General features: G+C 60.2%; 18 protein-coding genes. 10 read left to right on the forward strand and 8 right to left on the reverse strand.

The genetic code is table 11. The annotated features are described in order from the left end of the window. Window positions 1-127: 127 nt before the first annotated feature. The 3 genes from GBM95_RS06565 to GBM95_RS06575 are packed head-to-tail and all read right to left on the reverse strand — an operon-like array spanning window position 128 to window position 3,022. Entirely contained in the window at window positions 128-1,195 is a 1,068-nt protein-coding gene (locus tag GBM95_RS06565) for an aldo/keto reductase (RefSeq protein WP_152158372.1), read from the reverse strand. Further along, window positions 1,192-1,575: a TIGR04076 family protein gene (locus tag GBM95_RS06570; protein WP_152158373.1), complete on the reverse strand. Its 384-nt coding sequence runs from the start codon at window positions 1,573-1,575 to the stop codon at window positions 1,192-1,194. Before GBM95_RS06570 ends, GBM95_RS06565 begins: the two co-directional genes overlap by 4 nt. A gap of 22 nt (window positions 1,576-1,597) precedes the next feature. Then, window positions 1,598-3,022, reverse strand: a complete 1,425-nt coding sequence (locus tag GBM95_RS06575; protein ID WP_152158375.1) for a Na+/H+ antiporter NhaC family protein — start codon at window positions 3,020-3,022, stop codon at window positions 1,598-1,600. Window positions 3,023-3,903: 881 nt separating this feature from the next. Between GBM95_RS06575 and GBM95_RS06580 the strand changes: the two genes are divergently transcribed. The 3 genes from GBM95_RS06580 (at window position 3,904) to GBM95_RS06590 (ending at window position 6,652) form a co-directional block, all read left to right on the forward strand. Next, a complete protein-coding gene (locus GBM95_RS06580; RefSeq protein ID WP_152158376.1) occupies window positions 3,904-4,695 on the forward strand; it encodes a DUF3100 domain-containing protein in 792 nt (263 codons plus the stop codon). A gap of 47 nt (window positions 4,696-4,742) precedes the next feature. Further along, a complete protein-coding gene (locus GBM95_RS06585; RefSeq protein ID WP_152158378.1) occupies window positions 4,743-5,207 on the forward strand; it encodes a hypothetical protein in 465 nt (154 codons plus the stop codon). Between the two features lie 128 nt (window positions 5,208-5,335). Further along, entirely contained in the window at window positions 5,336-6,652 is a 1,317-nt protein-coding gene (locus GBM95_RS06590; RefSeq protein WP_152158379.1) for an amidohydrolase, read from the forward strand. 198 nt (window positions 6,653-6,850) lie between these two features. Here GBM95_RS06590 and GBM95_RS06595 read toward each other — a convergent pair whose 3' ends face one another. Continuing rightward, window positions 6,851-7,255, reverse strand: coding sequence for a winged helix-turn-helix transcriptional regulator (locus tag GBM95_RS06595; protein WP_193222608.1), 405 nt, complete (start codon window positions 7,253-7,255; stop codon window positions 6,851-6,853). Between the two features lie 216 nt (window positions 7,256-7,471). On the opposite strand from GBM95_RS06595, the gene GBM95_RS06600 reads away from it, so the two are divergent. The 3 genes from GBM95_RS06600 (at window position 7,472) to GBM95_RS06610 (ending at window position 10,026) form a co-directional block, all read left to right on the forward strand. After that, a complete protein-coding gene (locus GBM95_RS06600) occupies window positions 7,472-7,963 on the forward strand; it encodes an SRPBCC domain-containing protein (protein ID WP_152158382.1) in 492 nt (163 codons plus the stop codon). 41 nt (window positions 7,964-8,004) lie between these two features. Then, window positions 8,005-8,694 (forward strand): type 1 glutamine amidotransferase domain-containing protein, encoded by a 690-nt coding sequence (locus GBM95_RS06605; RefSeq protein WP_193222609.1) that lies wholly within the window; start codon window positions 8,005-8,007, stop codon window positions 8,692-8,694. Between the two features lie 570 nt (window positions 8,695-9,264). Continuing rightward, window positions 9,265-10,026, forward strand: coding sequence for a basic amino acid ABC transporter substrate-binding protein (locus GBM95_RS06610; RefSeq protein ID WP_152158385.1), 762 nt, complete (start codon window positions 9,265-9,267; stop codon window positions 10,024-10,026). 115 nt (window positions 10,027-10,141) lie between these two features. On the opposite strand, the gene GBM95_RS06615 is transcribed toward GBM95_RS06610, so the two are convergent. The 3 genes from GBM95_RS06615 to ygfZ form a co-directional block, all read right to left on the reverse strand. Beyond that, window positions 10,142-11,878 (reverse strand): C69 family dipeptidase, encoded by a 1,737-nt coding sequence (locus tag GBM95_RS06615; RefSeq protein ID WP_152158386.1) that lies wholly within the window; start codon window positions 11,876-11,878, stop codon window positions 10,142-10,144. Between the two features lie 140 nt (window positions 11,879-12,018). Continuing rightward, the gene (locus GBM95_RS06620) at window positions 12,019-12,903 is read right to left on the reverse strand and encodes a DMT family transporter (protein WP_226963196.1); all 885 of its coding nucleotides are present in this window, start codon (window positions 12,901-12,903) and stop codon (window positions 12,019-12,021) included. Between the two features lie 141 nt (window positions 12,904-13,044). Then, window positions 13,045-14,013 carry a CAF17-like 4Fe-4S cluster assembly/insertion protein YgfZ gene (ygfZ, locus tag GBM95_RS06625; protein WP_152158388.1) on the reverse strand — a complete coding sequence of 323 codons (969 nt, stop codon included), beginning with the start codon at window positions 14,011-14,013 and terminating at the stop codon, window positions 13,045-13,047. A 236-nt stretch (window positions 14,014-14,249) separates the two neighbouring features. Between ygfZ and mltG the strand changes: the two genes are divergently transcribed. The 3 genes from mltG to GBM95_RS06640 all read left to right on the forward strand — a co-directional run bounded on the left by mltG (window position 14,250) and on the right by GBM95_RS06640 (window position 17,540). Then, window positions 14,250-15,818 (forward strand): endolytic transglycosylase MltG, encoded by a 1,569-nt coding sequence (mltG, locus tag GBM95_RS06630; RefSeq protein WP_226963194.1) that lies wholly within the window; start codon window positions 14,250-14,252, stop codon window positions 15,816-15,818. Between the two features lie 79 nt (window positions 15,819-15,897). Next, a complete protein-coding gene (tmk, locus tag GBM95_RS06635) occupies window positions 15,898-16,509 on the forward strand; it encodes a dTMP kinase (RefSeq protein ID WP_152158389.1) in 612 nt (203 codons plus the stop codon). Beyond that, window positions 16,500-17,540: a DNA polymerase III subunit delta gene (locus GBM95_RS06640; RefSeq protein WP_152158390.1), complete on the forward strand. Its 1,041-nt coding sequence runs from the start codon at window positions 16,500-16,502 to the stop codon at window positions 17,538-17,540. Before tmk ends, GBM95_RS06640 begins: the two co-directional genes overlap by 10 nt. A 19-nt stretch (window positions 17,541-17,559) precedes the next feature. Here GBM95_RS06640 and GBM95_RS06645 read toward each other — a convergent pair whose 3' ends face one another. Further along, complete coding sequence (locus GBM95_RS06645; RefSeq protein ID WP_152158391.1) at window positions 17,560-19,074, reverse strand: tyrosine-type recombinase/integrase; 1,515 nt, start codon at window positions 19,072-19,074, stop codon at window positions 17,560-17,562. A 115-nt stretch (window positions 19,075-19,189) separates the two neighbouring features. On the opposite strand from GBM95_RS06645, the gene GBM95_RS06650 reads away from it, so the two are divergent. Beyond that, entirely contained in the window at window positions 19,190-21,337 is a 2,148-nt protein-coding gene (locus GBM95_RS06650; protein WP_226963195.1) for a sensor histidine kinase, read from the forward strand. Window positions 21,338-21,502 lie beyond the last annotated feature (165 nt).

Here is a 21,502-nt window from a genome sequence, read left to right on the forward strand (position 1 = left end):
GTTAAGCCTTGATACTAGGAACCGCCGTATACGGAACCGTACGTACGGTGGTGTGGGAGGACGGCATGGGAACTAATCCCATGCCTCCTACCCGATTGATGGCGCTTTGGGTAAGGAACCCTGGCGATTATTTTCCGGTAACGCTGTCCATCAGATTCATGCGCATGATGTTGCGGTGCTTGCCGCCCGGCTCGCGCTCGGCGTCGAAGCAGTCGCCGGCGATCTGCGGGAACTTCCTTACGAATTGGTCGAGCTCGCTGCGGGCGTCTGCGGAAAGCTCGCGCCCGGCGAGCGTGAGCGTATCGGCGACGTGCCTTGAGCTCCGGGTGCCGACCACTGCGGCCGCGACCTGCGGTTCGCCGAGGATGTAGAGGGTCGAGAGCGCGGCAATCGAAAGGCCTGTTTCCTCCTTCATCCGGGCAAGGATCCTGAGGAGCGTCTGGTAGCCCTCCCAGCCGAGCGTATCCTCAATGACGAGGAGATATTTGACGAGCGAGCGGTTCTCAAGCTTCGTGATGTCGGGCTGCGGGACGCCGAGCCATTTTTCGCTTAAGAAGCCTCCCGCCACCGTACCGTAGCAGATGAGCTTCACGCCCGTTTCCCGGCAGAGCGGAACGAGCGCTTTTTCCGGGCGGCGATCGAGAAGCGAGTACTGACATTGGTTGGTCACGACGGGGATGCCGGCGTCGACAAGACGGCGAAGATTTTCGGCATTGAAGTTCGTCGTCGAAATCGCGCGGATCAAACCCTTTTCCTGGAGTTCCACGAGATATCCCGCGGTATCGACCATTCCGGGGACTTCATAGTCCCACCAGTGGAACTGAACCATATCGAGGCGCTCCACGCCGAGGCGGGAGAGCGAGCGCGTGATGATGCGCTCGACGTAGGCGCGGTCGATGTGCGCGAGATCCTTGAGGTCGGGGACGAACTTGGTATGAATCTTCGGAAGGCTCAGACCTGCGGCACGGCGTGAACGAATGATCCGGCCGTAGAACTCCTCAACGCCTGTGTAGATGTCTGCACAGTCGAAGGTGTCGAATCCGTGGTCGAGCAGCGTTTCGAAGGCTTTTTCCGCATCGGAATAGTCGAGCGCTTTTTCAAGCGCATGCCCGGTCGCAAGCTGCCAGCCGCCGTTGATGACGCGGGCGCAGGAATAGTCGGGCAGAAGTGGATAACGGGCAATGGTTGCGGTCACTTGGAATTCTCCTCAGTGCTGAAATTCGTTTCGGGGTCGCTCTCGAGCGGCACGACCGTGCAGTCGCCGTGACGGAAGATGCGCTTTGCCGTGCGCGTGATTCTGAAGCGCGCGCCGCAGTTCGGATCCGGGCACGCAATGAGGGCGTCGGTCGTCATCCAGTCTGCAGAAGCGGTCGGCCTTTCCTTGGCGGGCAGGAGCGGCAGTATGGCGGCAAGAGCATAGAGCGAGAAGCGCCCGCCCTCCGGAAAAATCAGGTCTTCGCCTTCAACGCGAAAGCCCTGGTCCGAATGGTGGCGGCAGACGAAATTGCCGCCTTCGACCGTGACCTTCAGGTCGTAAAGTTCAAATTCGTCGGGTGCGAGTTCTTTGGAAGACATGCTGTTTGGTGTTTTTTGCGGATTACGGATTTGTCTCTGACGGCTCAGCCTTCGGGCGGCCGATGCCGGTGACGATCGAAAGCGTGAAGACCACGAAGAGCGCAACCGGATAATAGGTCGCCGTCATGAGCGTGAAGGGCGTGAGAGAGGCGTCCCCGAGGCTCGAGGCGGCTGAGAGCGTAATGAGCGAAAAGGCCGAGAAGGGAAGAATAACAGGGAGGCTGTTGGCGAACCCTGCGAGAAGGTAGGCGCGGCGATAGGGGTCGATGCGGTCCCGGAGGAGCCGGTCAGCGAGCTGGCCCGCAAGCGCCACGGCAACGCTCGTGACGGCGGCAAGCGCGGCGGAGATGAGCACCGTCACCACCGCGAGGAGCGTCTCGGCGCTTCTCGGCGAAGCGGCTTCACGGCCGAGGAATTTCTCCGCCGCATCAGCGAGCCCCGTGCGGTGAATGACGCCCGTAAATCCGAAGAGCGCAAGGCACATCAGCATGATCCCCGAAACATTGGCGATGCCGCCGGTAATGACGCCTGAAATGGCGCCGTCCTTCACGGACACGATCTGTGCGGGCGTGAGGATTCCGGTGAGGAGTCCGAGGACGAGCCCGGTCACCGTCGCGAGCGTGACGGCGTGAAGCGCATCCTTCGAGCGGATGGCGACATAGATGAGGAGCGCGACCGGAATGATCATCACGAGGCTCATGAGGTTCGCGTCTTCGAAAACTTGAACAGTCTGAGCGCTCCCGGCGGAGCCGAAGAAGTAGAAGGGAAGCGTGAGGATGAGCGCCGCCATCGCGAAGGGGAATCGCGTGCGGACGACTTCGCCGAGATCAATGGGGCGGCCTGCATTGTCCGACTGCGTCATGGCCGAAATAATCGCCACGTCCGAGACCGGAGCCAGGTTGTCGCCGAAGATGGCGCCCGAAAGAATCGCGCCCGCGAGCATCGGCACGTCGCAGCCGAGCGCCGCGCCGAAGGGGAGAAAAATGGGCGAAGCGGCGAGAATCGTCGAGATGGAGCTCCCTGTTGCGGTGGCGAGCACGGCGCAGATCAGGAAGACCGCCGGCGTGAGAAAGGGCGTTCCGGCAATGGCGCCGCCCGTCAGAAGAGCAAGCGCCTGCGCGAGTCCCGCCGCCTTCATCATGGCCGAGAAGACGCCGGCCGCCATAAGAAGCAGAAGAACGGTGGCCGTCAACTCCGACGCGGCGCCTTCGAGCACGTCCTTCCAGTAGGCCCTGGGACTCCGCGTGAGGAGCGCGCCGCTCACGAGCGCGGCGAGCCCTGCACCCGCAAGCGCCATGAGGTCGAAGACCTTCAGAAAGACGAAGAGATAGACGGATGCTGCTGCGAAGAGAAGAAAAGGGATGAGGAGCGTGGCAGGACCGAAAAAGAAGGGAATGGTCTCAGTTCGGGAGTCCAGCAGGTTCTGGGATGCATCTTGGCTCGTCATTTTGGGTGTCCTTTTCAATGGGCGAATGATTTGAGACTTGAGTTCCGAAACTTGGGTTGCGGGCTCCAGAAATGCAAAAACCCGCTTTTGGGCGGGTTTCGATGAGATTGAAGGCCTTGAAGCCAAGGCTTTCTAAACTTTTTCCGTGCGCACGACTGCGCGACCCGCCGTATTTTCAGACGGGCGCCACCAATAGCTGGAATAGGACGCGCGGAGGAAAAAGATGTTCTGCATAGTGCTTTTCATCGTAAAGGGGTGCGGAGCGATTCGTCATGAGCGAAGCCGCCTCGGAGCCTTGATCAGGATCAAGGCTCCGAACCGGAAGTCCCGCGGGATCGGCGTTTCAGAGGAATTTTATGTGAGTAAATAGAACATGCGCAGTTCTGCTTATTCACAGTAAGCGGCGGGCGTGCTATGTTTTCCCACATGCGTTTTTGGAAAAGACGCAAAACCCATTTTTCGGTATTCAGAGAAAGGCAAAAAAATGACTGCCGCAGTTCTTCAGTTCCAGAACTTCATCCGCCGCGATGAAGCCCTCTGGCGCGCGCGTCAAACATCCTTCTCCTCTACATCCTCTTCTTCCTCTCCTTCAACAGGGAGAAAGCTCATGCGCCTCGCAGATGCACGTTCAGGAGGGTTCAGGCGGGAGAGAACCTGAAACCGAAAGACAGATTCAAGAACGGGAGCACCTCAGAGGCTGAGGCGCTCCCGTTTCCATTCTGACTCCATAAAACTATTAAGGCAATCATCCATTAGTTACGTATGGATCAATGAAAATTCAAGTTAATCAATGATGTTATCTGAGTTGCATCAACTAAATGATGGCTTCGTTAATAAATCCCAACCCCTGGCAAAAGCATTCAACCCATCCGGGAGACATCATGGATCTCATCCGCAACTACAAAATTCACCTTCTCGCACTCATCATCGTGCTGGTATCGGAGTGGATCGGCATATTGAAGTTCGGACTCGTCGTGCTTCTGCCGCTCCTTTATGCGCTCGTGCTCGGCGCGGTTGCGAGCTTCCCGCGGTGGAACTTCATCAAGCTCCCCGAAATGAACCGCGCGGGCAAGATGCTTTCGATCGGCGTGCTGATCCTCATCACGAAGATCGGCCTCGACATCGGCCCCAACATCAGCATGATCATGAATTCGGGCCTCGCCCTCATCATGCAGGAGTTCGGGCACTTCTTCGGCACGCTCATCTTCGGTCTTCCGGTTGCGCTCATTCTCGGTATGAAGCGTGAGGCGATCGGCGCCTGCTACTCGATTGACCGCGAGGCGAACGTCGCCATCATTGCCGAGCGCTTCGGCCTCGACTCGCCCGAAGGCCGCGGCGTCATGGGCATGTACGTCTGCGGCACGGTCTTCGGCGCCCTCTGGGTGTCGCTCCTCGCGGGCATCATCGCTCAGCTCGGCATCTTCCATCCGCATTCGCTCGCCATGGGCGCAGGCATCGGCAGCGCCTCCATGATGGCCGCCTCGATGAGCTCGATCATTGCGGTTCATCCGGAATGGGAGGAAACGGTGCGCGCCTATGCGGCTGCCGCGAACCTCCTCACCTCGGTGCTCGGCATCTACTTCTCGCTCTTCATCTCTCTCCCGGTGACGATCAAGGTCTACGAGTTCTTCACCCGCGACAAGGGCGGCAGCAAGGCAGCCAAGGCGGCCTGATCCACGGGAAAAATCACGCATCAACAGAATTTAGCGAGATTAAAAAAATGAAAAAGATTCTCAACGAGATGTACGACGTCCTCTTCATTCTGCTCGTGACGGGGTTCTATACCTGGATCGCCAACATGCAGACGGGGGATCCCGCGCTCGGCGGCAGCGCCATCGGCGCCCTGATTCTCGTCGCGATTACCGCGGCCGGCGTCTTTATTTCGCACCTTCCGGTCTTCAACCGTCTCCCGATGGTCTTCTGGGTGTCGATTCTTGCCGTGGTGCTCTCCCTTCCGCAGTTCCCGGGCAGCGCCGTGCTTCTCTCCTACACGAAGCAGATCGGGTTCCTGCCGATCACGACGGTGGTGCTTGCCTACTGCGGCCTTTCGCTCGGCAAGGACATGGAAGGCTTCAAGCGCCTCTCCTGGCGCATCGTTCCGGTGGCGCTTGCCGTTGCCGCGGGCAGCTTCATCTGCGCGACGGCGCTTGCTGAAGTGATGCTCCACCTCGAAGGCATTTTCTAAGAGAAAAGCAACAGTTTTTTATAACGCGGGACATGGATCATGTCCCGCGCGTACGATTCAAACACACGAAATAAAGCCCGGAGCAGACAGGATCCCGTTCCGGACGAGACAACAAAAGGAGTCCAGCCATGGACAAGGAACAACTGAAGAAGCGCGTCTGCGAAGCCATCCGCAAGAATTTTGCCGAAACCCAGGCGCTCGGCCACTCCATCTTTGCCGAACCCGAACTCGGCTTCAAGGAAGTGAAGACGTCGGCCAAGGTGAAGGCTGCCTTTGACGCGCTCGGCATCGCGCATGAGGACGGCTGGGGCCACACGGGCGTGAAGGCGCGCCTGAAGGGTGCAAATTCCGCGAGGACCATTGCGCTCCTGGGTGAACTCGACGCCATCGTCTGCAGAAAGCATGAGGCGAGCGACCCCGTTACGGGCGCCGCGCACTGCTGCGGCCACAACGTTCAGATCGCGAACGTGCTCGCCGTTGCCCGCGCGCTCAAGGAAACGGGCGCGATGGAGCTTCTGGGCGGCGACGTCGTCTTCTTTGCGGTTCCTGCCGAAGAATATGTCGAGATCGACTACAGAAGCGGCCTCAGGAAGGAAGGGAAGCTCCGGTTCCTGGGCGGCAAGCAGCAGATCATCGCCGAAGGGGGCTTTGACGACATCGACCTCGCCATGATGATGCACGTGAGCTCGACCAAGAACCCCAACGGCGACTTCACGGTCGGCGCCTCGTCTAACGGCTTTGTCGGCAAGCTCATCGAATACCACGGCCGCGCCGCGCATGCCGCCGGCTGCCCCGAGGAAGGCATCAACGCGCTCAACGCCGCCATGCTCGGCGTCATGGGCGTTAATGCCATCCGCGAAACCTTCCGCGACAGCGACTGCGTGCGCTTCCACCCGATCATCAATGCGGGCGGCGACCTCGTGAACGTGATTCCCGACTACGTCAAGATGGAAAGCTACTGCCGTGCGGCCAACGTTGAAGCGCTCGCGCACTACAACAGCGCCATCAACCGGGCGCTTCGCGCGGGCGGCGCCGCGCTCGGCGCCGAATGCGTGATTTCGGACCTCCCGGGGTACCTGCCGCTCCGTCCGGAACCCCATTTCCGCGACGTGCTCCGCGCCAATGCTCATGAGATCTTCGGCGACGCCAACACGGTCGAGGGCGAGCATTCCGCGGGCTCGACCGACATGGGCGACGTCTCGCACCTGATGCCGGTCGTGCACCCCTGGGTGGGCTGCGTCTCCGGCACGCTCCACGGCGCCGACTACAAGGTCTTCGACGAAGAGACGGCCTACGTGAAGTCGCCCGAGGTGCTCGCGATGACGATCATCGATCTTCTCTGGGACGGCGCTGAGGCGGCCGACATCATCTGCCGCGAATTCAAGCCCGTCTTCACGAAGGAAACTTACGTGAAGTTCCTTGAGGATCTGACGAGCGGCAAGTAAGGGATCGCTAAAGAACTTATTTCAATTGCCGAAACTCCTGAAGGCGACTGAGATGCAGTCTTAGTCGCCTTTCAGGAGTTTTTTTGCAGGTTCCGACGCTGGCTGACGAAAGGCTTTAGTGAGTGAGAAGAACACGCACCCATGATTCGGAAAGCCTGCAGCTCTTCCCGGTGAGCGGAATCTCCGCCAGATCCAATCTCACTCTTGGTCAGACGCTCCGGAGCGGAGTTTGCCCGAAGGAGTTTCGTGCGGGCAGCACGTTCCGCCGAAAAGGGCAATGTTGTTTTTAGCGGCGTAATTTTTCGAGAACTCACACAAATCGGCCAGGGCCCGGCAGAGTTCCTGCTGATCGGGAGCCAAAGCGTATTCAATGTGCAGAGGTTTGGCGGAGACGATGGTGCGCGACAAGATGCCGTCGGCTTCCAGATGGTTGAGCTGCGTGGCGAGCATTTTTTCCGAGATGTCGGGCATGGCGCGCCTTAAGGACGAAAAACGCGTGGCGCCCTCGAGAATATGCCAGAGAATCCGAAGCTTCCATTTTCCGCCGAGCAAATCCATCGCCAGAAGCAAAGCACAAGAATAAGAAGACTGAAGTTTTGGCACAACCTTTCTCCATACCTTTCGGCATACCGAATCGCCGCTGATTTTACTTATTCCGCTCGATGAAAATGCTTGCCGGCTCGAGGCCGTAAAAGGCGTACTGACGAATCGGTAAGTGACTGATAAGTTTGTAAGTTATTGATATTAAATTAAAAACTTCTTATTCTTCGTCATCTGAAAATTCCTGACTTCATGCAGGTTTATTTTTTAGGAGACAAAATGGAATCGATTCGCTGGCCGGAAGACTATCTTCCCGGAATGACCGACAACTTCGCATCCAACGAGGTGATCGTTGAGGGGTTAAGCGTTGAGGACGTTTGGGCGCTGCTCGTTAATCCGCACCGCTGGCCCGAATACTATGCAAATGCATCCGATATTCGGTTCAGCAATGACAATTTGAAGGAAGGCGACGTTTTCTTTTTCCGCACTTTCGGTTTTCCCGTGGACGCACAAGTCACGGAATGCGTGCCGCCTGGGCGCGAAGCATGCGCCCGTCTCGCCTGGCACGGCTGGTGCGGCCTGGGCACGGATCGTCTCGACGTCATTCATGCGTGGCTCATTGAAGGACTCCCGCACAATCGCGTCCGCATATTGACGCAGGAAAGCCAGAAGGGAGAGCCCGCCAAAGTACTGGCGAAAACGCATCCCAATCCTATGGTGGCCGGCCATCAGGATTGGCTCGAAGGCATTGTGCGCGCCTTAAGGAAATGAGTCTTCGGACGACGTCTTAATAAATATCGAAATACAAAATCATGAACACGGTTTCTATTCTCATCATTGCCACTGCACATGCGCTTCTCGGCGGCACCGGCGCGCAAACCGGTCTTTGGCTTGAAGAACTCACCACGCCTTATTACGCTTTTGCCGATCAAGGCGCGAGCATCACAATTGCGACTTTGCCCGGCGGCCGGATTCCTATTGATCCGCATTCTTTAGCCGCAGCAGGAAAGAACCCTCCGACGGTTGAACGCTACCTCAAGGACGCAGATCTGCAGTCAAAGCTTAAAGAGAGCCGCCGACTCGAGGATTTGGCGTACAAGGATTACGAGGCCATCTTTATTCCGGGCGGGCACGGCGCAATGTGGGACCTGGCTTCGAGTGAGGTATTGGGGAAGTTCTTGTCGGATGCGTGGAAGGGCGGAGCCGTTATCGGTTCGGTGTGTCACGGGCCGGCCGCATTTTCCCTTGCCGTGAGGGAGGATGGCCGCGCTCTTGTGAGCGGCCTGCACGTTACCGGGTTCAGCAATTCTGAAGAAGAGAAGATGAAATTGACCCGGGTCGTTCCGTTCTTGTTGGAAACCAGAATGCGGGAAGCCGGCGGCATTTATGCGCAGGGACCTGATTTCGAAGCCTTTGCCGTTCGCGACGGCAGGCTCGTGACCGGGCAGAATCCGGCATCTTCCCAAAAGGTTGCGGAATTGATGCTTGAAGCTCTTAAATAATAGAGAGAGCGTGGAATCTCTTCCGATTTGAATGGCGGCCATGGCGTACGCACGTTTGCCATGGGCCGCCTTCTCCGTTCCGCAAAACTGCTCTGGAAGGCCCGCTTTGCTCTGCGGCCGAAACGAAAAATACGGGATTACGGCAGACTGCTTCACCGGATCAAGACGGTCAGTTCCCGGACGCGGCGTTTGCCTTTGGGCGGAAAATGTGCAATATTCCTCCTTGTCCGAAGCGCCCGTGAAGGCGAGGAGGACCGGGACGGCTTCTTCAGGCCGGCTTCGGGAGAATGCTCCGCACTCGATATTCCAAGTCCGAAATTAAGGTAAAGGACGGAAGGTGCCGGAAGCGCTCCGCCGCTGAGGTAACTCTCACGGCAACAATTTCACCACTGCTTTGAGGCCGCATGTGTCCGGCACTGAAGCAGACGCCAACCCCAGGAGGGTCCGGCTCAGCGAAAAATCCCCGCGGAGAGGAGGCCTAATGCCCGTTCCTCGAAGCATGTGAACGATAAAAAGAGGGATCACGTCGAGCTGCACAATCCGCTTCATAAATACATGAGGCCCTCTGAAATGGCTATTTCCAAGAAGTTTGCTGCGGCCGCCGCAGCTGCAACCCTTGTCTTCTCCTTTGCTGCTGAGGCAGCGCCGACGCTTCGCGTGGGCTCCCTCACGGTCTATCCGCCTTTTGAATATCTTGATTCCAAGACCGGACAGTACGAAGGCTTTGACATGGATCTGATCCGTGAAATCGGCAGGCGCAACGACCTCGACATCCGCATCGTCTCGATGTCGCTCGACGGTCTTGTTCCGGCGCTGATTTCCGGCAACATCGACTGCGCGGTTTCCGCGCTCACGATCACTCCGGAGCGCTCCGAAAAGGTCGACTTCACGAAGCCCTACATGAATGCGGGCCTCACGGTGATGACGACGAAGGACAATGCGTCGCAGATCAAGAGCCTCAAGGATCTTGAGAAGAAAACCCTCTGCGCGGAAATCGGCTCCTCGGGCGCCCTCATGATGAAGCGCATTCCGGGAACCACCATCCGCACCTTCAATTCGGCGGCGGACGCGTTCCTTGAACTCAATAAGGGCGGCTGCTACGCGATGCTCAACGACGGTCCCGTCAACAAGTACTTCTTGAAGCAGAAGGCGTCCCAGAGCATGAACCTTGTCGCGCTCGACTTCGTCGTTTCGGACGACCTCTACGGCATGGCCGTGCAGAAGGGCAACAAGAAGCTCCTCAACCTTCTCGATTCGACGATCGACGCCATGCGCGCCGACGGGTCGTATCAGAAGATCTACGACAAGTGGTTCGGCACCGAAGCCAAGTGATCGCAGAGGATCGCCGGGCAATTCCGGACTGAGTGAAAAAAAGCCCGCAGACATCCTTTCGGACCTGCGGGCTTCTTTTTGATGAGCGCTCCGGGAAGAGCGCTCAAATCCTCAATCACGCCTTGAAGCGCACGAGCGCCATGGCGACGAAGCGCCTGTGGGCGATGTAGCCGCGGATGTAGGTGTCGGTGAGGCACTCGGCAATGCCGAAGCGCGCGACGTCGAACGCCCGGAAGGTGGCGACGAGATCGTCGCCGCGGATCTCAACCTTGAGGGGCTTCGCGGGTTCAAGGACGGACGCCTTGGCGCCGGTGAAGCCGAGGCTCCAGAGGAGCGAACTTTGGTCGATCTCCTCAATGTCGAGTTCCGGGAAGGAGCGGATGACGACTTCGGCAGTGGCGTCAGGGTCGGTAATCGAAAGCTCCTGCGGATGCACTTCCGCGTCGACCGTGTCGAGGCAGGCGAGCAGTTCGCGAAGAAGGTCGTTCGAGCGTTCCGTCATCTCGCACGTGAAGTCGCCGAGCAGCTTTTCGGCTTCCTCTGGAGGGAGCGCCTTCGCCTTTTCAACCACTTCCGCCGCAAGGGTCTTGTATTGGGCCTCGAGGCCGTCCCTTTCGCGCCAGATCCCGGACATGAGGCCGCGATCGAAGTTGACGAGTTCTCCGAGGAGCGCATTGAGGAAGTAGCGCTTCCCGAACGAGAAGTCGAGGTATTCGGGCTTCATGCGGAAGTGCACGTGGCGGGCTTCCTCAAGCGTCGTCCACTGGCAGTTTTCCGGAATGCGCTTCGCAAGCGGGAACCAGGGAACGTAGACACCCGTATCCTGGTAGGAGGCGCAGTGCCAGAGGATGTTGAGGATGGGCTTCTCGCCGATTTCGCAGACCCAGCTCTCGCGCGTATGCGAGCGGGAAATGTCTTCCGCGCTGATGTGGAAGGCGTCGCCCTTGCCGTCGCCGAGATTCCTGTAGGTTTCCTCGGCCGTGAGGCGAAGCACAGCCTTCACGTCGTCCGGGCTCATGAGCTTCGGCGGAACGAGGCGTTCGGGGTAGTTGAGCTCGTCCGTGTAGCGCACGCCCGTGATCTCCTGCCAGCCCGTGCGCATGCGGATCGACTTTGTAGAGGCGGTGAGGTTTTCAACCGGCTGATAGGCGCGGGAGAAGTCGAAGTCGCTGAAGTCGCCCGGCGTTTTCGGCGTGTAGCGGCCCATGCGGATGGCGTACTCGATGAGGTCGGGGGACGCAATGACGTTTTCCTTGTCGGAAAGGTCGACCTTGCGGATCGCGAGGTAGTTGGAGATGAGAACCACCTCGTCCTCGGGGACGCGCTTCGCGACGTAGTGGTGGCCCTTTACGACGTTGAGGAGCCACGCATCGTCGCGGTCGGCAAAGGAATAGTTTCTCGCGGGGCTCCAGTAGCCGTATTTGTCGAGAAGCGATGCCGCGATTTCCACGGCTTCGCGCGCCGTGCGGGCGCGCTCCATCACGCAGCGGCGAAGAAGAAAGCCGATGCCGCCCTCGACAAGTCCCGTTTCCTCGTCCGAGAGTTCGCCGTCAAAGGACGTGCCGCCGCTGTTGGAGCACATCACGACGCCCGCTTCGTTGGCAAGCCCCTGGTCGAAGGATGAGCCCGGGGCGGGAGCGAGCATGTTGCTCCAGTAGGTGCCGAGGGTTTCGGGCGCCTGCGGAACGCGGGCGCGGCCGGGTTCGCCCTCGACGAATTCGCCGGGAGCGTGCTTCGCGCCCGGGCACCAGAACTGCTGATGCATGACGCGGCCGCCCGAATCCTCATTGTGGCCGAGGATGACGCGGCCCGTGGTGGAAGCTCGCTTGCCGACGATGACGGTGGTGCACATGTGGGTTCATCTCCATGATTGAGTTGAATGGACCGAAAAAAGGCCCGCAGGCGTTACGCTCTCTGCGGGCCCATTCAGCGCTTGAAATCTTAGCGCGGCGGAACGCTCCGTAAACTTCGAGAAAATACTCGCTTGCAGGATCAGGCAAGAGGACTTTCGCCCCGCGCCTCCGCACGCTTCGTCGTGATCGTGGCGGCAACGCCGGCGCAGATGATGAGCGACATGCCGATAAGGGCAAGCGTCGTCGTCGATTCGCCGAAGAGTAGCCAGCTGATGACGGCCGAGAAGGGAATTGCGGAGAAGCCGAGGCAGGAGGAAAGGAGCATGTTGCCGTAGGCGTAGGAGCGCGTCGTGCAGATCTGTCCGAGCGTTGCGCAGATTCCCATGCCGATGATGGCGATCACGGAATTCATGCTCGGCACGTGGAGTCCGCCCTCGACGAGATAGGCGCCGACGAGGCCGAATATCGTGCCGCAGCAGGTGAAGTAGAAGACGATTCGCCAGGAGGGTTCCTTGAGGCGTCCGAGCTCCTTCATCTGCCAGTAGATGACGAGGTCGAGGAGTGCAACGGAGAGGCAGATGAGCGCCGGGATGAGCTCATCCGACGAGAAGCTCGGCTGCAGCACGATGGCGATGCCGGCGAAGCCCACGATGATCGCGAGCGCAAGCGCCCAGGGCGCCCGCTGGTGCTTCATCATCGCGAGGACGATGAAGTTCACCGCCATGAAGAGCGGCGTCGTGTAGATGAGCGTCATGTTCGTGCCGAAGGGGAGAAGCCCCAGGGTGTAGAACCAGAGCGCAATCGAAATGGTGCCGAGAATCGAGCGGCGCAGATTCCCCATCAGATAGGGCGTTTTAAGCGAGAGGTTGTTGCGCTTCACGTAGAGGCCGATCGTGATGACGCCGAAGAGCGAACGGTAGAAGACCATCTCGAGCGTGCCCAGTTCGCCGCTCGAAAGCTTCACGAAGGCCGCCATGAAGGAAAAGCAGAGGGCTGCGCAGAGGGCCCAGAGGGATTGCTTCATCAATTTCAAAAACTCCGACAATGTCGGCCAGGGTGCGGGGAAAAAGGAAAGGCCGAAGAGCGGTGTGTGAGCTTAACAGCCCGAAGCGGCGCGCTTCAAGCAAAGTGCGCCGCCTGCGGGAAAGTTCGAAGACGCCTGCCGTCAGGCGTTTTCCGTAAGAACGTTGCGGATGCGGTAGGGAAGCGGCACGTTCGCGAGTTTGGCGCCGTCGGGTGCGAGCGAAACGCCCTTTTCGATCGCGGAGAGCGTGGCGGAATAGAGAATCAGGGCTTCATTTCCGATGCGGGACGAAAGGATGACGGATCCCGCTTCGTCGCCATCGGAATAAACCGGCGCGCCGGGGAGCACGTCTTCCGCTGCGGCAATGCGTCCGATCGCGGCGCGGCGGTTGGTTTCGCCGATATGCTGCACGCGAGAGACGACTTCCTGGCCGGGGTAGCAGCCCTTCTTAAAGGAGACGCCGCCCACGAGCTCGAGGTTGACTGCCTGGGGAACAAAGCGTTCGCGCGTTTCGGGAAGAATCTGCGGGACGCCGGCAGCAATGACCGCAGCGGTGCGCCAGGCGTCGGGCGCGGGCTTGAAGGGGAATTCCGTCCCGGCAGGAAAGAGCGCGAGCGTTCGCGAGCCGCCTGCGCAGAAGCCTTCAATGGCTTCGGACGGAGGAAGGCCGAGGAGCGTGACCCCGCCCTCCGCCCTCACTTCGCCGGGTGCGGGAATGGAAAGTCCCATTTCGGCGGCAGCCTTTTCGCCGGCCTTCCCGACGAAAACGAGCGTCTGCGGAGCCGGATCGAGCGGCGTGAAGGCGACCTTCGCGCGGAGCACGTACATGCGGATTCGCTTCAGAAAGCCTTCCGCCATGGAAGCAGGGAGCGCGAGCATGACGTCGTCGCCCTCCATCCAGACGCGCATGAGGGCAAGAAGCCGTCCCTTCGGGGAGCAGTAGCCCGCGAGCGTCGTGCGGCTGCCGAGGTTTTCCACAGCCTGCGTGAACTGGCAATGAAGAAAATGAACGGCATCGGCGCCCGAAACGCGGATGAGGGAAATGCCGCCGGCGTGCATGACGCCGGGAAGCGGAGAGAGGCTTTCGGCCGAAGCGGTGAAGCTCTGCATGATTCCTTCCAGACAAAAGAAAAACGATTCATCGAACCGCGTCTGCGGCTCGTTTTCGGAAGAATAGACGCACGGCGGGCTTCTGTGTGGCGCGACGCGTGAGAGCTGAAACAAAATGACCGCGCAGAGTCCTTCGTCTCTTCGCTAAACTCGAATGCCGCCGGGCTCCTCAAGTCTTCGCTTCGGGAGCCCGATTTCCCGTTTTTTCTTTCCCACCCCCGGGAGTTTCAATCAAAGTGAGCCGCAGACATTCGAAAAAGAGCCGCGAGGAAAAGAAGCGCGTCGAGAAGGAGCTCGCGGAGCGTGATGCAGCCCTCGACGAATCGGAAGGCGAAGGTTCCGTAAAAGAGCTTCCCGCAAGGGCGGCTTCCGTTCCGACCCAGCCGGCGATTCCGGGAAATGAAGGTTCGTCCGAAGCCTCGTCGAAGGCCTCTTCCGAAGATTCTCAGAAAGCGGATTCTTCCGACTTGCCGGGCGGGATGAATGCATCTGCGGAAGATGCTGAGAAGCGTCGCGAGGAGGCCTTAAACGGGAAAGACGAAAAGAACGCAAAGAGCGAAAAGGACGGAGAGCCCGAAGAACCTGAAGCCCGCGGAGAGTGCAAAGAGAAAGGCGACGCCTCAAAGGCCGAAGCGAACGAAAAGGATGCCGGGAAAGGCGCTGAGCCTCAGACGGATGAGCCGCTTGCGGATAAGAAGCCGGACGAGACGGCGGGTGAGGAGAAGCTTCTCTCTCAGAAGGAGGCTCAGCCGAAGAAGTCTTCCCGTCTGCTGCGGTGGGTCTGCGTCCTTCTTGCTTTCGTCGTGCTACTTCTTGCGCTCGGCGCCTTCGCCTGGATGAAGGTTGAGGACATCCTCTATCGCGAGCCGGCGGCCATGACCGCGGAGCGCATTGAAATCACGGTTCCCCAGGGGGCGAGCGCGACCGAAGCCCTCAACCTTGCAAGGAATGCCGGCATTACGCTCGAGCCCTGGAAGGTGAGAGTTCTGAGGCGCTTTGAACCGTCGCTTCTTTCGCGCATTCATGTCGGGCGATTCCGCTTTGAGCGCGGCATGACGCCCGAAGCCGTTCTGAAGACGCTTTCGGGCCCGGCGCTCATTGATCAGCAGCTCAGGATTCCCGAGGGCGCGCCCGTATGGGACGTTCTCGACATCATCAGTGAGGCGCCGGGGCTCGCCCCTGATTCCGCGCGCATGACGGAAGAGGAGCTTCTCAAAGCGGTCGGCCTCGAGGGTAGAGCCTCGCTCGAAGGGTACCTTGCGCCCGAAACCTACCGGTACGGGTCCGGCTCGAGCGACCTTGCCGTTCTCAGAATGGCCGTCGACCGTCAGAAGCGGCTTCTCGACGAAGCCTGGAATTCCCGCAATGCGGCCTGTCAGGCGAAGAACCCCTATGAGCTTCTGATTCTTGCATCCATTATTGAAAAGGAAACAGGCGTAAGGAGCGACCGGCATCTCGTGAGCTCGGTCTTCAACAACCGTCTCCGGATCGGGATGCCCCTTCAGACCGACCCGACGGTGATCTACGGTCTCGGCCCCGACTGGTCGGGAAGACTCAGAAGGCGGGATCTTGAGACGCCGACGCCCTGGAATACGTACCGCTTTGCGGGGCTTCCGCCCACGCCGATTTCGATGCCTTCGGCCGCATCGATTGAAGCGGCAGCTCATCCCGCCGAGACGAAGTATCTTTATTTCGTTGCGCGCGGCGACGGAACGAGCGAATTTTCGACCAATCTCAAGGACCACAACCGGGCGGTGAATCACTTCATCATCAGAAAGCGCACGACCCCTCTGCCGCAGAAGTAGTCCGCGGCCCGGCGCATCGGCGATAATTCGGGCTCAGTATTTTTTCATTTCGAGCGCGAAGAGAGCCAAGGAGTAAGGGATGCGCGGACGCTTCATCACCATTGAAGGGATTGACGGTGCGGGTAAGTCCACCCAGACCGCGAATCTCTTGAAGTTCCTGAAAGAGAAAGGCATCGACCTGGTTCATACGCGCGAGCCGGGCGGCACGCCGCCGGGTGAAAAAATCCGCGCGATGCTCCTTTCGGACGAAATGGGCGCAACGGCAGAGACGCTTCTCTTTTTCGCTGCGCGCGCGGAACACGTGGAAAAAGTAATTCGTCCGGCGCTCGATGCCGGCCGGTGGGTGGTGTCGGACCGCTTTACCGATGCGACCTATGCCTATCAGGCAGGCGGAAAGGGCTTCCCCGGCGAAAAGATTGAAGCGCTCGAGCACTGGACGCTTGGGAGTTTCGAGCCGGATCTCACGATCCTCTTCGACATAGCTCCGGAAAAGGCCGCTGAACGCCTTCGCGCCCGCGCGGGCGATGAGGATCGGTTCGAGCGCATGGGGGTCGACTTCTTCACCCGCGTGAGGAACGCCTATCTCGAGCGCGCGAGGAAGTCGCCGAAGCGCTTTTTAATCGTCGATGCGGAACAAACGCCCGGGGAGGTTGAGAAGCGCATTCTTGAGGGAGTCTCCGGATGGCTCTAGTCCCTTATTCATGGCTTGAGAAGCCCGCGGAAGCCCTGAATGCAATGCGGGACCGGATGCCCAATGCCATCCTCCTTTACGGCGCCCCCGGGACGGGACTCTACGAACTCGGCCTCGCCTTTTCCAAGTCGCTCTTCTGCGAGCATCCCGCGGCGGACGGCACGCCCTGCGGAAAGTGCAGGGGCTGCCAGCTCACGCACGCCGGAACCCATCCGGACTTTCGTCAGGTCCTTTCTGAATTCATGTGCGCGGAATGGGACGTGCCTTACACGGCAGCCGATAATGAACGGCCGGAAGCGAAGAAGAAGCTCTCGCGCGAAATCCGCATCCATCAGATCCGCGTGCTTTCAGACTTCCTTTCGCTCAACGCTAATCAGGGCGGGCGCCGCATCATCCTCGTCTACCCGGCCGACAAGGTCCGCGCTGAAGCCGCAGCTTCGCTCCTCAAGTCGATGGAGGAGCCCCCGGAAGGCCTCACCTGGATTCTGGTAGCCGAAAAGCTCGACGACGTGCTCCCGACCATTCGTTCGCGCTCGCGCCTTGTTCGTGCGCCTTCGCCCTCGCGCGAGGAGGCGCTCGAATTTCTCAGGTCGAGAAAGGTGAAGAATGCCGAGGAAGCGCTTGCCTTTGCCGGCGGCGCTCCGATGCCGGCGCTTCGTGCGAATGACGACGAGCGGCTCTCTCCCAAAACCGAAGCCGCAGCGCTCGATCTTCTGCGTGCCGGACCGGACCTCTCGCCCGACCTCGTGGTGAGAACGCTTGCTCCGGATCTGACGGTTCCGGCGTTTTCGCTTCTCCTTCTGCGCTGGGCGCATGATCTCATGCGGGTTTCGTCAGGGCTCGAGCCGCATTTCCTTCCCGGCGAAGCGGCGGCGCTCAGAAAGCTCGCCGGACTCACGACGCCCGCGAAGGCGGCGAAGTTCGCGGACTTTGCTGAGACTGTACGCCGCTCGGCCGACCATCCCCTGAACAGCCGTCAGGTCTGGGAGCAGACCTTCTTTCGCTATCGGGACGTCTTCACGAAGCGCTGAAGGCGCCTCTTCAGCGTTTTTAAAGCGCCTTCATGCGGCTCATCGCCTCGCTCATTTCCTCTTCTTCCGGAGCGAGGTAGCGCCCCGTCGTGGCGACGGACGCATGCCCCATGGCGGCCTGCACGACGTTGACGCTCATGCGCGTGAGCGCCTGAACGGCAAAGGTGTGCCTCAGCCAGTGGGTGGAGGAGGCCCTCAGCTTCGCGGCATCCATCGGGGCGGCTGCGGCCACGTCGTCCGCGACGCGCGCGAAGAAGCCTTCGAGCACGCGGTAGAGGCCGCTTCTGCTCATGGCGCCGCCCGGGTTCCTGCCGCGCCCGAGATTGATGAGAAGCTGGGTCTCGGGGTCGCTCTGCGCGAGTCCGGGGATCCCGCGGGCGCGAAGCGAATCCTCAATGATGCCGATCTGCTCGGGCGTAAGCGGCAGGCGCCTCACTTTGCTTCCCTTGCCGACGATCTCAATGGCATTTCTGACGGAAAGCCCGACGCGGCGGCGAACGATCCAGCCCGTGCGGGCGTCGAGCATTTCGGACGCCCGCATGCCGAGGCTTTTCCCCATCATGAGGATGAGCCGCATGCGTTCGCGCGGGAGCCCTTCGGGGAGCATGTCGAGGCGGGAGACGATTTCCTCCCACTGCGCATCGGTAAGCGACCGGTCGGCAAAGGCCTGCGGAGCGCCTTCGCCCTTCAGAAGCGGCACCTTGGGACTCACCTGATCAAAGGGGTTGAAGATGAGGTAGCCCGTGCGCTTTAAAAAATTAAAGAGCTGCCGCACGACGACGATGGCATTTTTGCGGCTCGCTGAGGAGAGCGGTCCGTTGAAGGGCTTCCAGAGCGCGGTGGCCCGCTCGGCATTCTTGGGGCCGATCCAGCGCGACTGCGGGAGCCGCCACTTCCGCAGAAATGCGTTCTCCTCGAGCCGGCCCAGGTCTTCAAGCCACCTCAGGTATTCGGCGGCATCGTCCGCCCGGATGTCCGAGAGCGCTCTTTCCTTTTCGGCGAGGCACCAGAGGAGAAAGCGCTCGGCTTCCTTGCGGTAGCTCGCATAAGTATTGGGGTTCCCCGCGCGGGCATTGAGCCACGTGCGGATGGCTTCAAGGTCGTTCCCTGCTGAAAGCGAGCACCCGATGGCGGGCGCCCGGTTGATGCCCTCGGTTCCCGAGAGCGGACCGGGGAGCGAGATTTCCTCGAGCGGTCTGATCAGCGGGTCGAACTCTGCACTGCGGGGGCGAGGTTCAGCTGCCGTTTTCTCCCGGGATCCCGCAGGGAAGAATCGCGGCGTGACTTCGCCGATATCGCGGCCGTAGTCCCTGAGCCACTCCATCAGGGCAACGGCGCGGCGGCTTCCCAGGCCGGGAAACGACCGGTGCCAGGTGCTTCCGAGCGAAGCGGCGCAGTCGTAGAGATCCTCGAGCGTGGCAAGTCCCGCCTTCGTGAGCGGCAGCGCCCAGTCCTCGGGGAGAAGTTCTGAGAGAAGTTCTTCCGGATCAAGCCGGCGCGAAGGAAGCGGTGCAGGGGTAGGAGAGGAAGGCATGCGAAGAGGACTTTTTCGAAACTTTGCCTAATATATAGGAGGACGGAGCTTATGGCCTTTATGGCCGGGAGCTTTGCCGATGAACGGTATTTTCCTCTTCATGGGACAGTTTTTCATGACAACTCCGAACCGGCATGCCTCATGCCCGGGGAGCTTCCGGCTCCTTGCTGCTGGCCTCGCTGCCTCGGCAGCCATCGTGCTTTCGCTTCCCGCCTGGGGAGCGGCGAGTTCCTTCATCGGCATGGGGGCTTCGACGGGGACCCCCTCCGGGGACGTCAAGGCTGCGATTACGCCGGTGCTTCGGACCATGGAAATGCCCGAGAGCGTCAGGGATGCTCAGATCAATCCGCTGGATCTTTTTTCCGTTCCCGTGACGGTGGACTTCCCGCGCAAGATGAGGATCGGCATTCAGGCATCCCTCGGCCTCACGCCGCAGACGCGGTGGCTTAAGTACACGCTCGAGGAAATTCAGTACGTGCTCGGCGACGACAACGTGGAGATACTCTGGCTCGACGATCATTCGCTCGACCTCGGCGCGCAGAGCGAGCAGCTCGACTTTCTGCTGAGCGATGCCGACCAGTTTGCGCTCACCCAGGCCTCGGGTCTTTATGAGCCCCTCGCCAATTTTCTTCCCAACGCCGCCTCCCGCGCAGAAGACGCTCAGGCCGGGGTCTTCTTCACCCGAAGGGGCCGGAGCCTGCGCAATGTGAGCGCCATCGGCGGGGCCGATGTTTCGATTGCCGCGCTCAATTCCGAAACGCTCGCCGGCTGGCGGGCGCCTCTCGCGCTCATGCAGCTTCAGGGACTTTCGGCGTCCTCCGTTCAGGCGAAGACAACCTTCTACGGCTTTTCCGCAGAGGCGGTCGTCCGGGGCGTGCTCTCGGGCGCTCAGACGGTGGGCGTACTTCCCGCCTGCATGCTCGAGCAGCTGGCGAACGAGGGGAAGATTTCCATTGAACAGGATCTCGCGGTTCTCAACCCCCGGACGGACGATTCGTTAAGGTGCCTTCACACGACGCCCGCTTATCCGTCCTGGACCTTCGGCGCGCTCGCGCGGATGGATCCGACGTGGAAGAAGGCGATGAGCACGATTCTCTATTCGACGAGCAGCCTTTCCTACGGCGGCGAATGGGCGCTCCCGGCCGTCAACCGCGCGGTTTACGACATGTTCTACGAGCTCAAGATGGGGCCCTACGAACACCTCGCTACCTGGAGCTTCAACCGCTTCATGCGGGAGAATTCTGAAGTTCTGGCGCTCACGCTCCTTGTCGCCTTCCTGATTGTTTCCTATGCCGTGAGCCTCTCGGTGCTCGTCCGCGTGAAGACGAGGGAACTGAGGCGCGCCCTCTCGGAGCGCGACCTCATAGAAGCTGAAGCCTCCCAGTCGCGCCAGCACATTGCAAACCTCGAGCGCACCGGCATCGTCGGTCAGATGTCGACCATCATTGCGCATGAACTGAAGCAGCCTCTCGCCGCAATCGTCAATTTCGCGGGGAGTCTCAGCCGGCGCACGAAGCAGGGGAAGTTCGACGAGAAGGCATTTACCTTCGCGCTCGGGGAAATCCTTGCTCAGGCCGAACGCGCCAATGAAATCGTCAACCGCGTGCGCGCTTATGCGAAGCACGACTATCCGCCCCGGAAGGTGACGGACCTCTATGAAGTTGTCGGCAACGCCATCACGACCTTCAGGCGTTCGCGCCAGACAAAGGCTGAAGTCATCGTCCGCGTGAATCCCCATTCGATGGCTGAAGTGGATGCCTGGGAAATCGAGCTCGCCGTGCTCAACCTCATGAAGAATGCCGCTGACGCAATATCCGGCGTTGAGGCGCCGAAGATTGAGGTGATGCTCGTTCCGCAGGACGAAAAAACTTGGGCGCTTTCCGTCGCCGACAACGGCCCCTATATTGACGACGAGCAGCTCGCCGCGCTCTTCAAGCCCCTTCAGACAACGAAGGGGAGCGCCGGCATGGGGCTCGGCCTTTCAATTGTCTCGAGCATTGCGGAGCGCCATGCGGGTCACGTCACGGTGGAGCGCAACGGCATCACGGGGCTTCGCTTTACGATTACCTTCCCGCGCATGCCCGAGGAGGGCGAAAACCTCGCCGACGCCATGCTGCCGCCCAAGATGCAGATCTTTCACAGCGACGGCACGCGCACCGTGCCCTCGGCCACGCCCGAAGACCAGACGCCGCCCGGCATGGACGGACGCGCTCCGCATCCGTCGCCGACCCTGCGCACCAATGGTCAGGTACACGGCATCTGAAGCCGGCACTCCCATTCCTTAAGACTTTCGAATCCCGGGACTGCAGAGAGGCAGCCGCCCGGGATTTTTTTGGTGCGCTCGGCAGCGCACGTGTGTCTATGTGGTGAAAGTCCACTGACCGCCCGAGAAGGGGAAGGTCTAGCGACTCGGCAGAGTCAGGGAGGC

Origin of the sequence: Sutterella seckii (genome assembly GCF_009183815.1) — a bacterium.
In the GTDB taxonomy this organism is placed as follows: Bacteria; Pseudomonadota; Gammaproteobacteria; order Burkholderiales; family Burkholderiaceae_F; genus Sutterella; species Sutterella seckii.

Excerpts from the sequence above, each read along its gene's own strand:
- GBM95_RS06570 (WP_152158373.1), bottom strand. The coding sequence starts at position 1,575 with ATGTCTTCCAAAGAACTCGCACCCGACGAATTTGAACTTTACGACCTG.
- GBM95_RS06575 (WP_152158375.1), bottom strand. The coding sequence starts at position 3,022 with ATGACGAGCCAAGATGCATCCCAGAACCTGCTGGACTCCCGAACTGAG.
- GBM95_RS06580 (WP_152158376.1), top strand. The coding sequence starts at position 3,904 with ATGGATCTCATCCGCAACTACAAAATTCACCTTCTCGCACTCATCATC.
- GBM95_RS06585 (WP_152158378.1), top strand. The coding sequence starts at position 4,743 with ATGAAAAAGATTCTCAACGAGATGTACGACGTCCTCTTCATTCTGCTC.
- GBM95_RS06590 (WP_152158379.1), top strand. The coding sequence starts at position 5,336 with ATGGACAAGGAACAACTGAAGAAGCGCGTCTGCGAAGCCATCCGCAAG.
- GBM95_RS06600 (WP_152158382.1), top strand. The coding sequence starts at position 7,472 with ATGGAATCGATTCGCTGGCCGGAAGACTATCTTCCCGGAATGACCGAC.
- GBM95_RS06605 (WP_193222609.1), top strand. The coding sequence starts at position 8,005 with ATGAACACGGTTTCTATTCTCATCATTGCCACTGCACATGCGCTTCTC.
- GBM95_RS06610 (WP_152158385.1), top strand. The coding sequence starts at position 9,265 with ATGGCTATTTCCAAGAAGTTTGCTGCGGCCGCCGCAGCTGCAACCCTT.
- GBM95_RS06615 (WP_152158386.1), bottom strand. The coding sequence starts at position 11,878 with ATGTGCACCACCGTCATCGTCGGCAAGCGAGCTTCCACCACGGGCCGC.
- GBM95_RS06620 (WP_226963196.1), bottom strand. The coding sequence starts at position 12,903 with ATGAAGCAATCCCTCTGGGCCCTCTGCGCAGCCCTCTGCTTTTCCTTC.
- ygfZ (WP_152158388.1), bottom strand. The coding sequence starts at position 14,013 with ATGCAGAGCTTCACCGCTTCGGCCGAAAGCCTCTCTCCGCTTCCCGGC.
- tmk (WP_152158389.1), top strand. The coding sequence starts at position 15,898 with ATGCGCGGACGCTTCATCACCATTGAAGGGATTGACGGTGCGGGTAAG.
- GBM95_RS06640 (WP_152158390.1), top strand. The coding sequence starts at position 16,500 with ATGGCTCTAGTCCCTTATTCATGGCTTGAGAAGCCCGCGGAAGCCCTG.
- GBM95_RS06645 (WP_152158391.1), bottom strand. The coding sequence starts at position 19,074 with ATGCCTTCCTCTCCTACCCCTGCACCGCTTCCTTCGCGCCGGCTTGAT.
- GBM95_RS06650 (WP_226963195.1), top strand. The coding sequence starts at position 19,190 with ATGACAACTCCGAACCGGCATGCCTCATGCCCGGGGAGCTTCCGGCTC.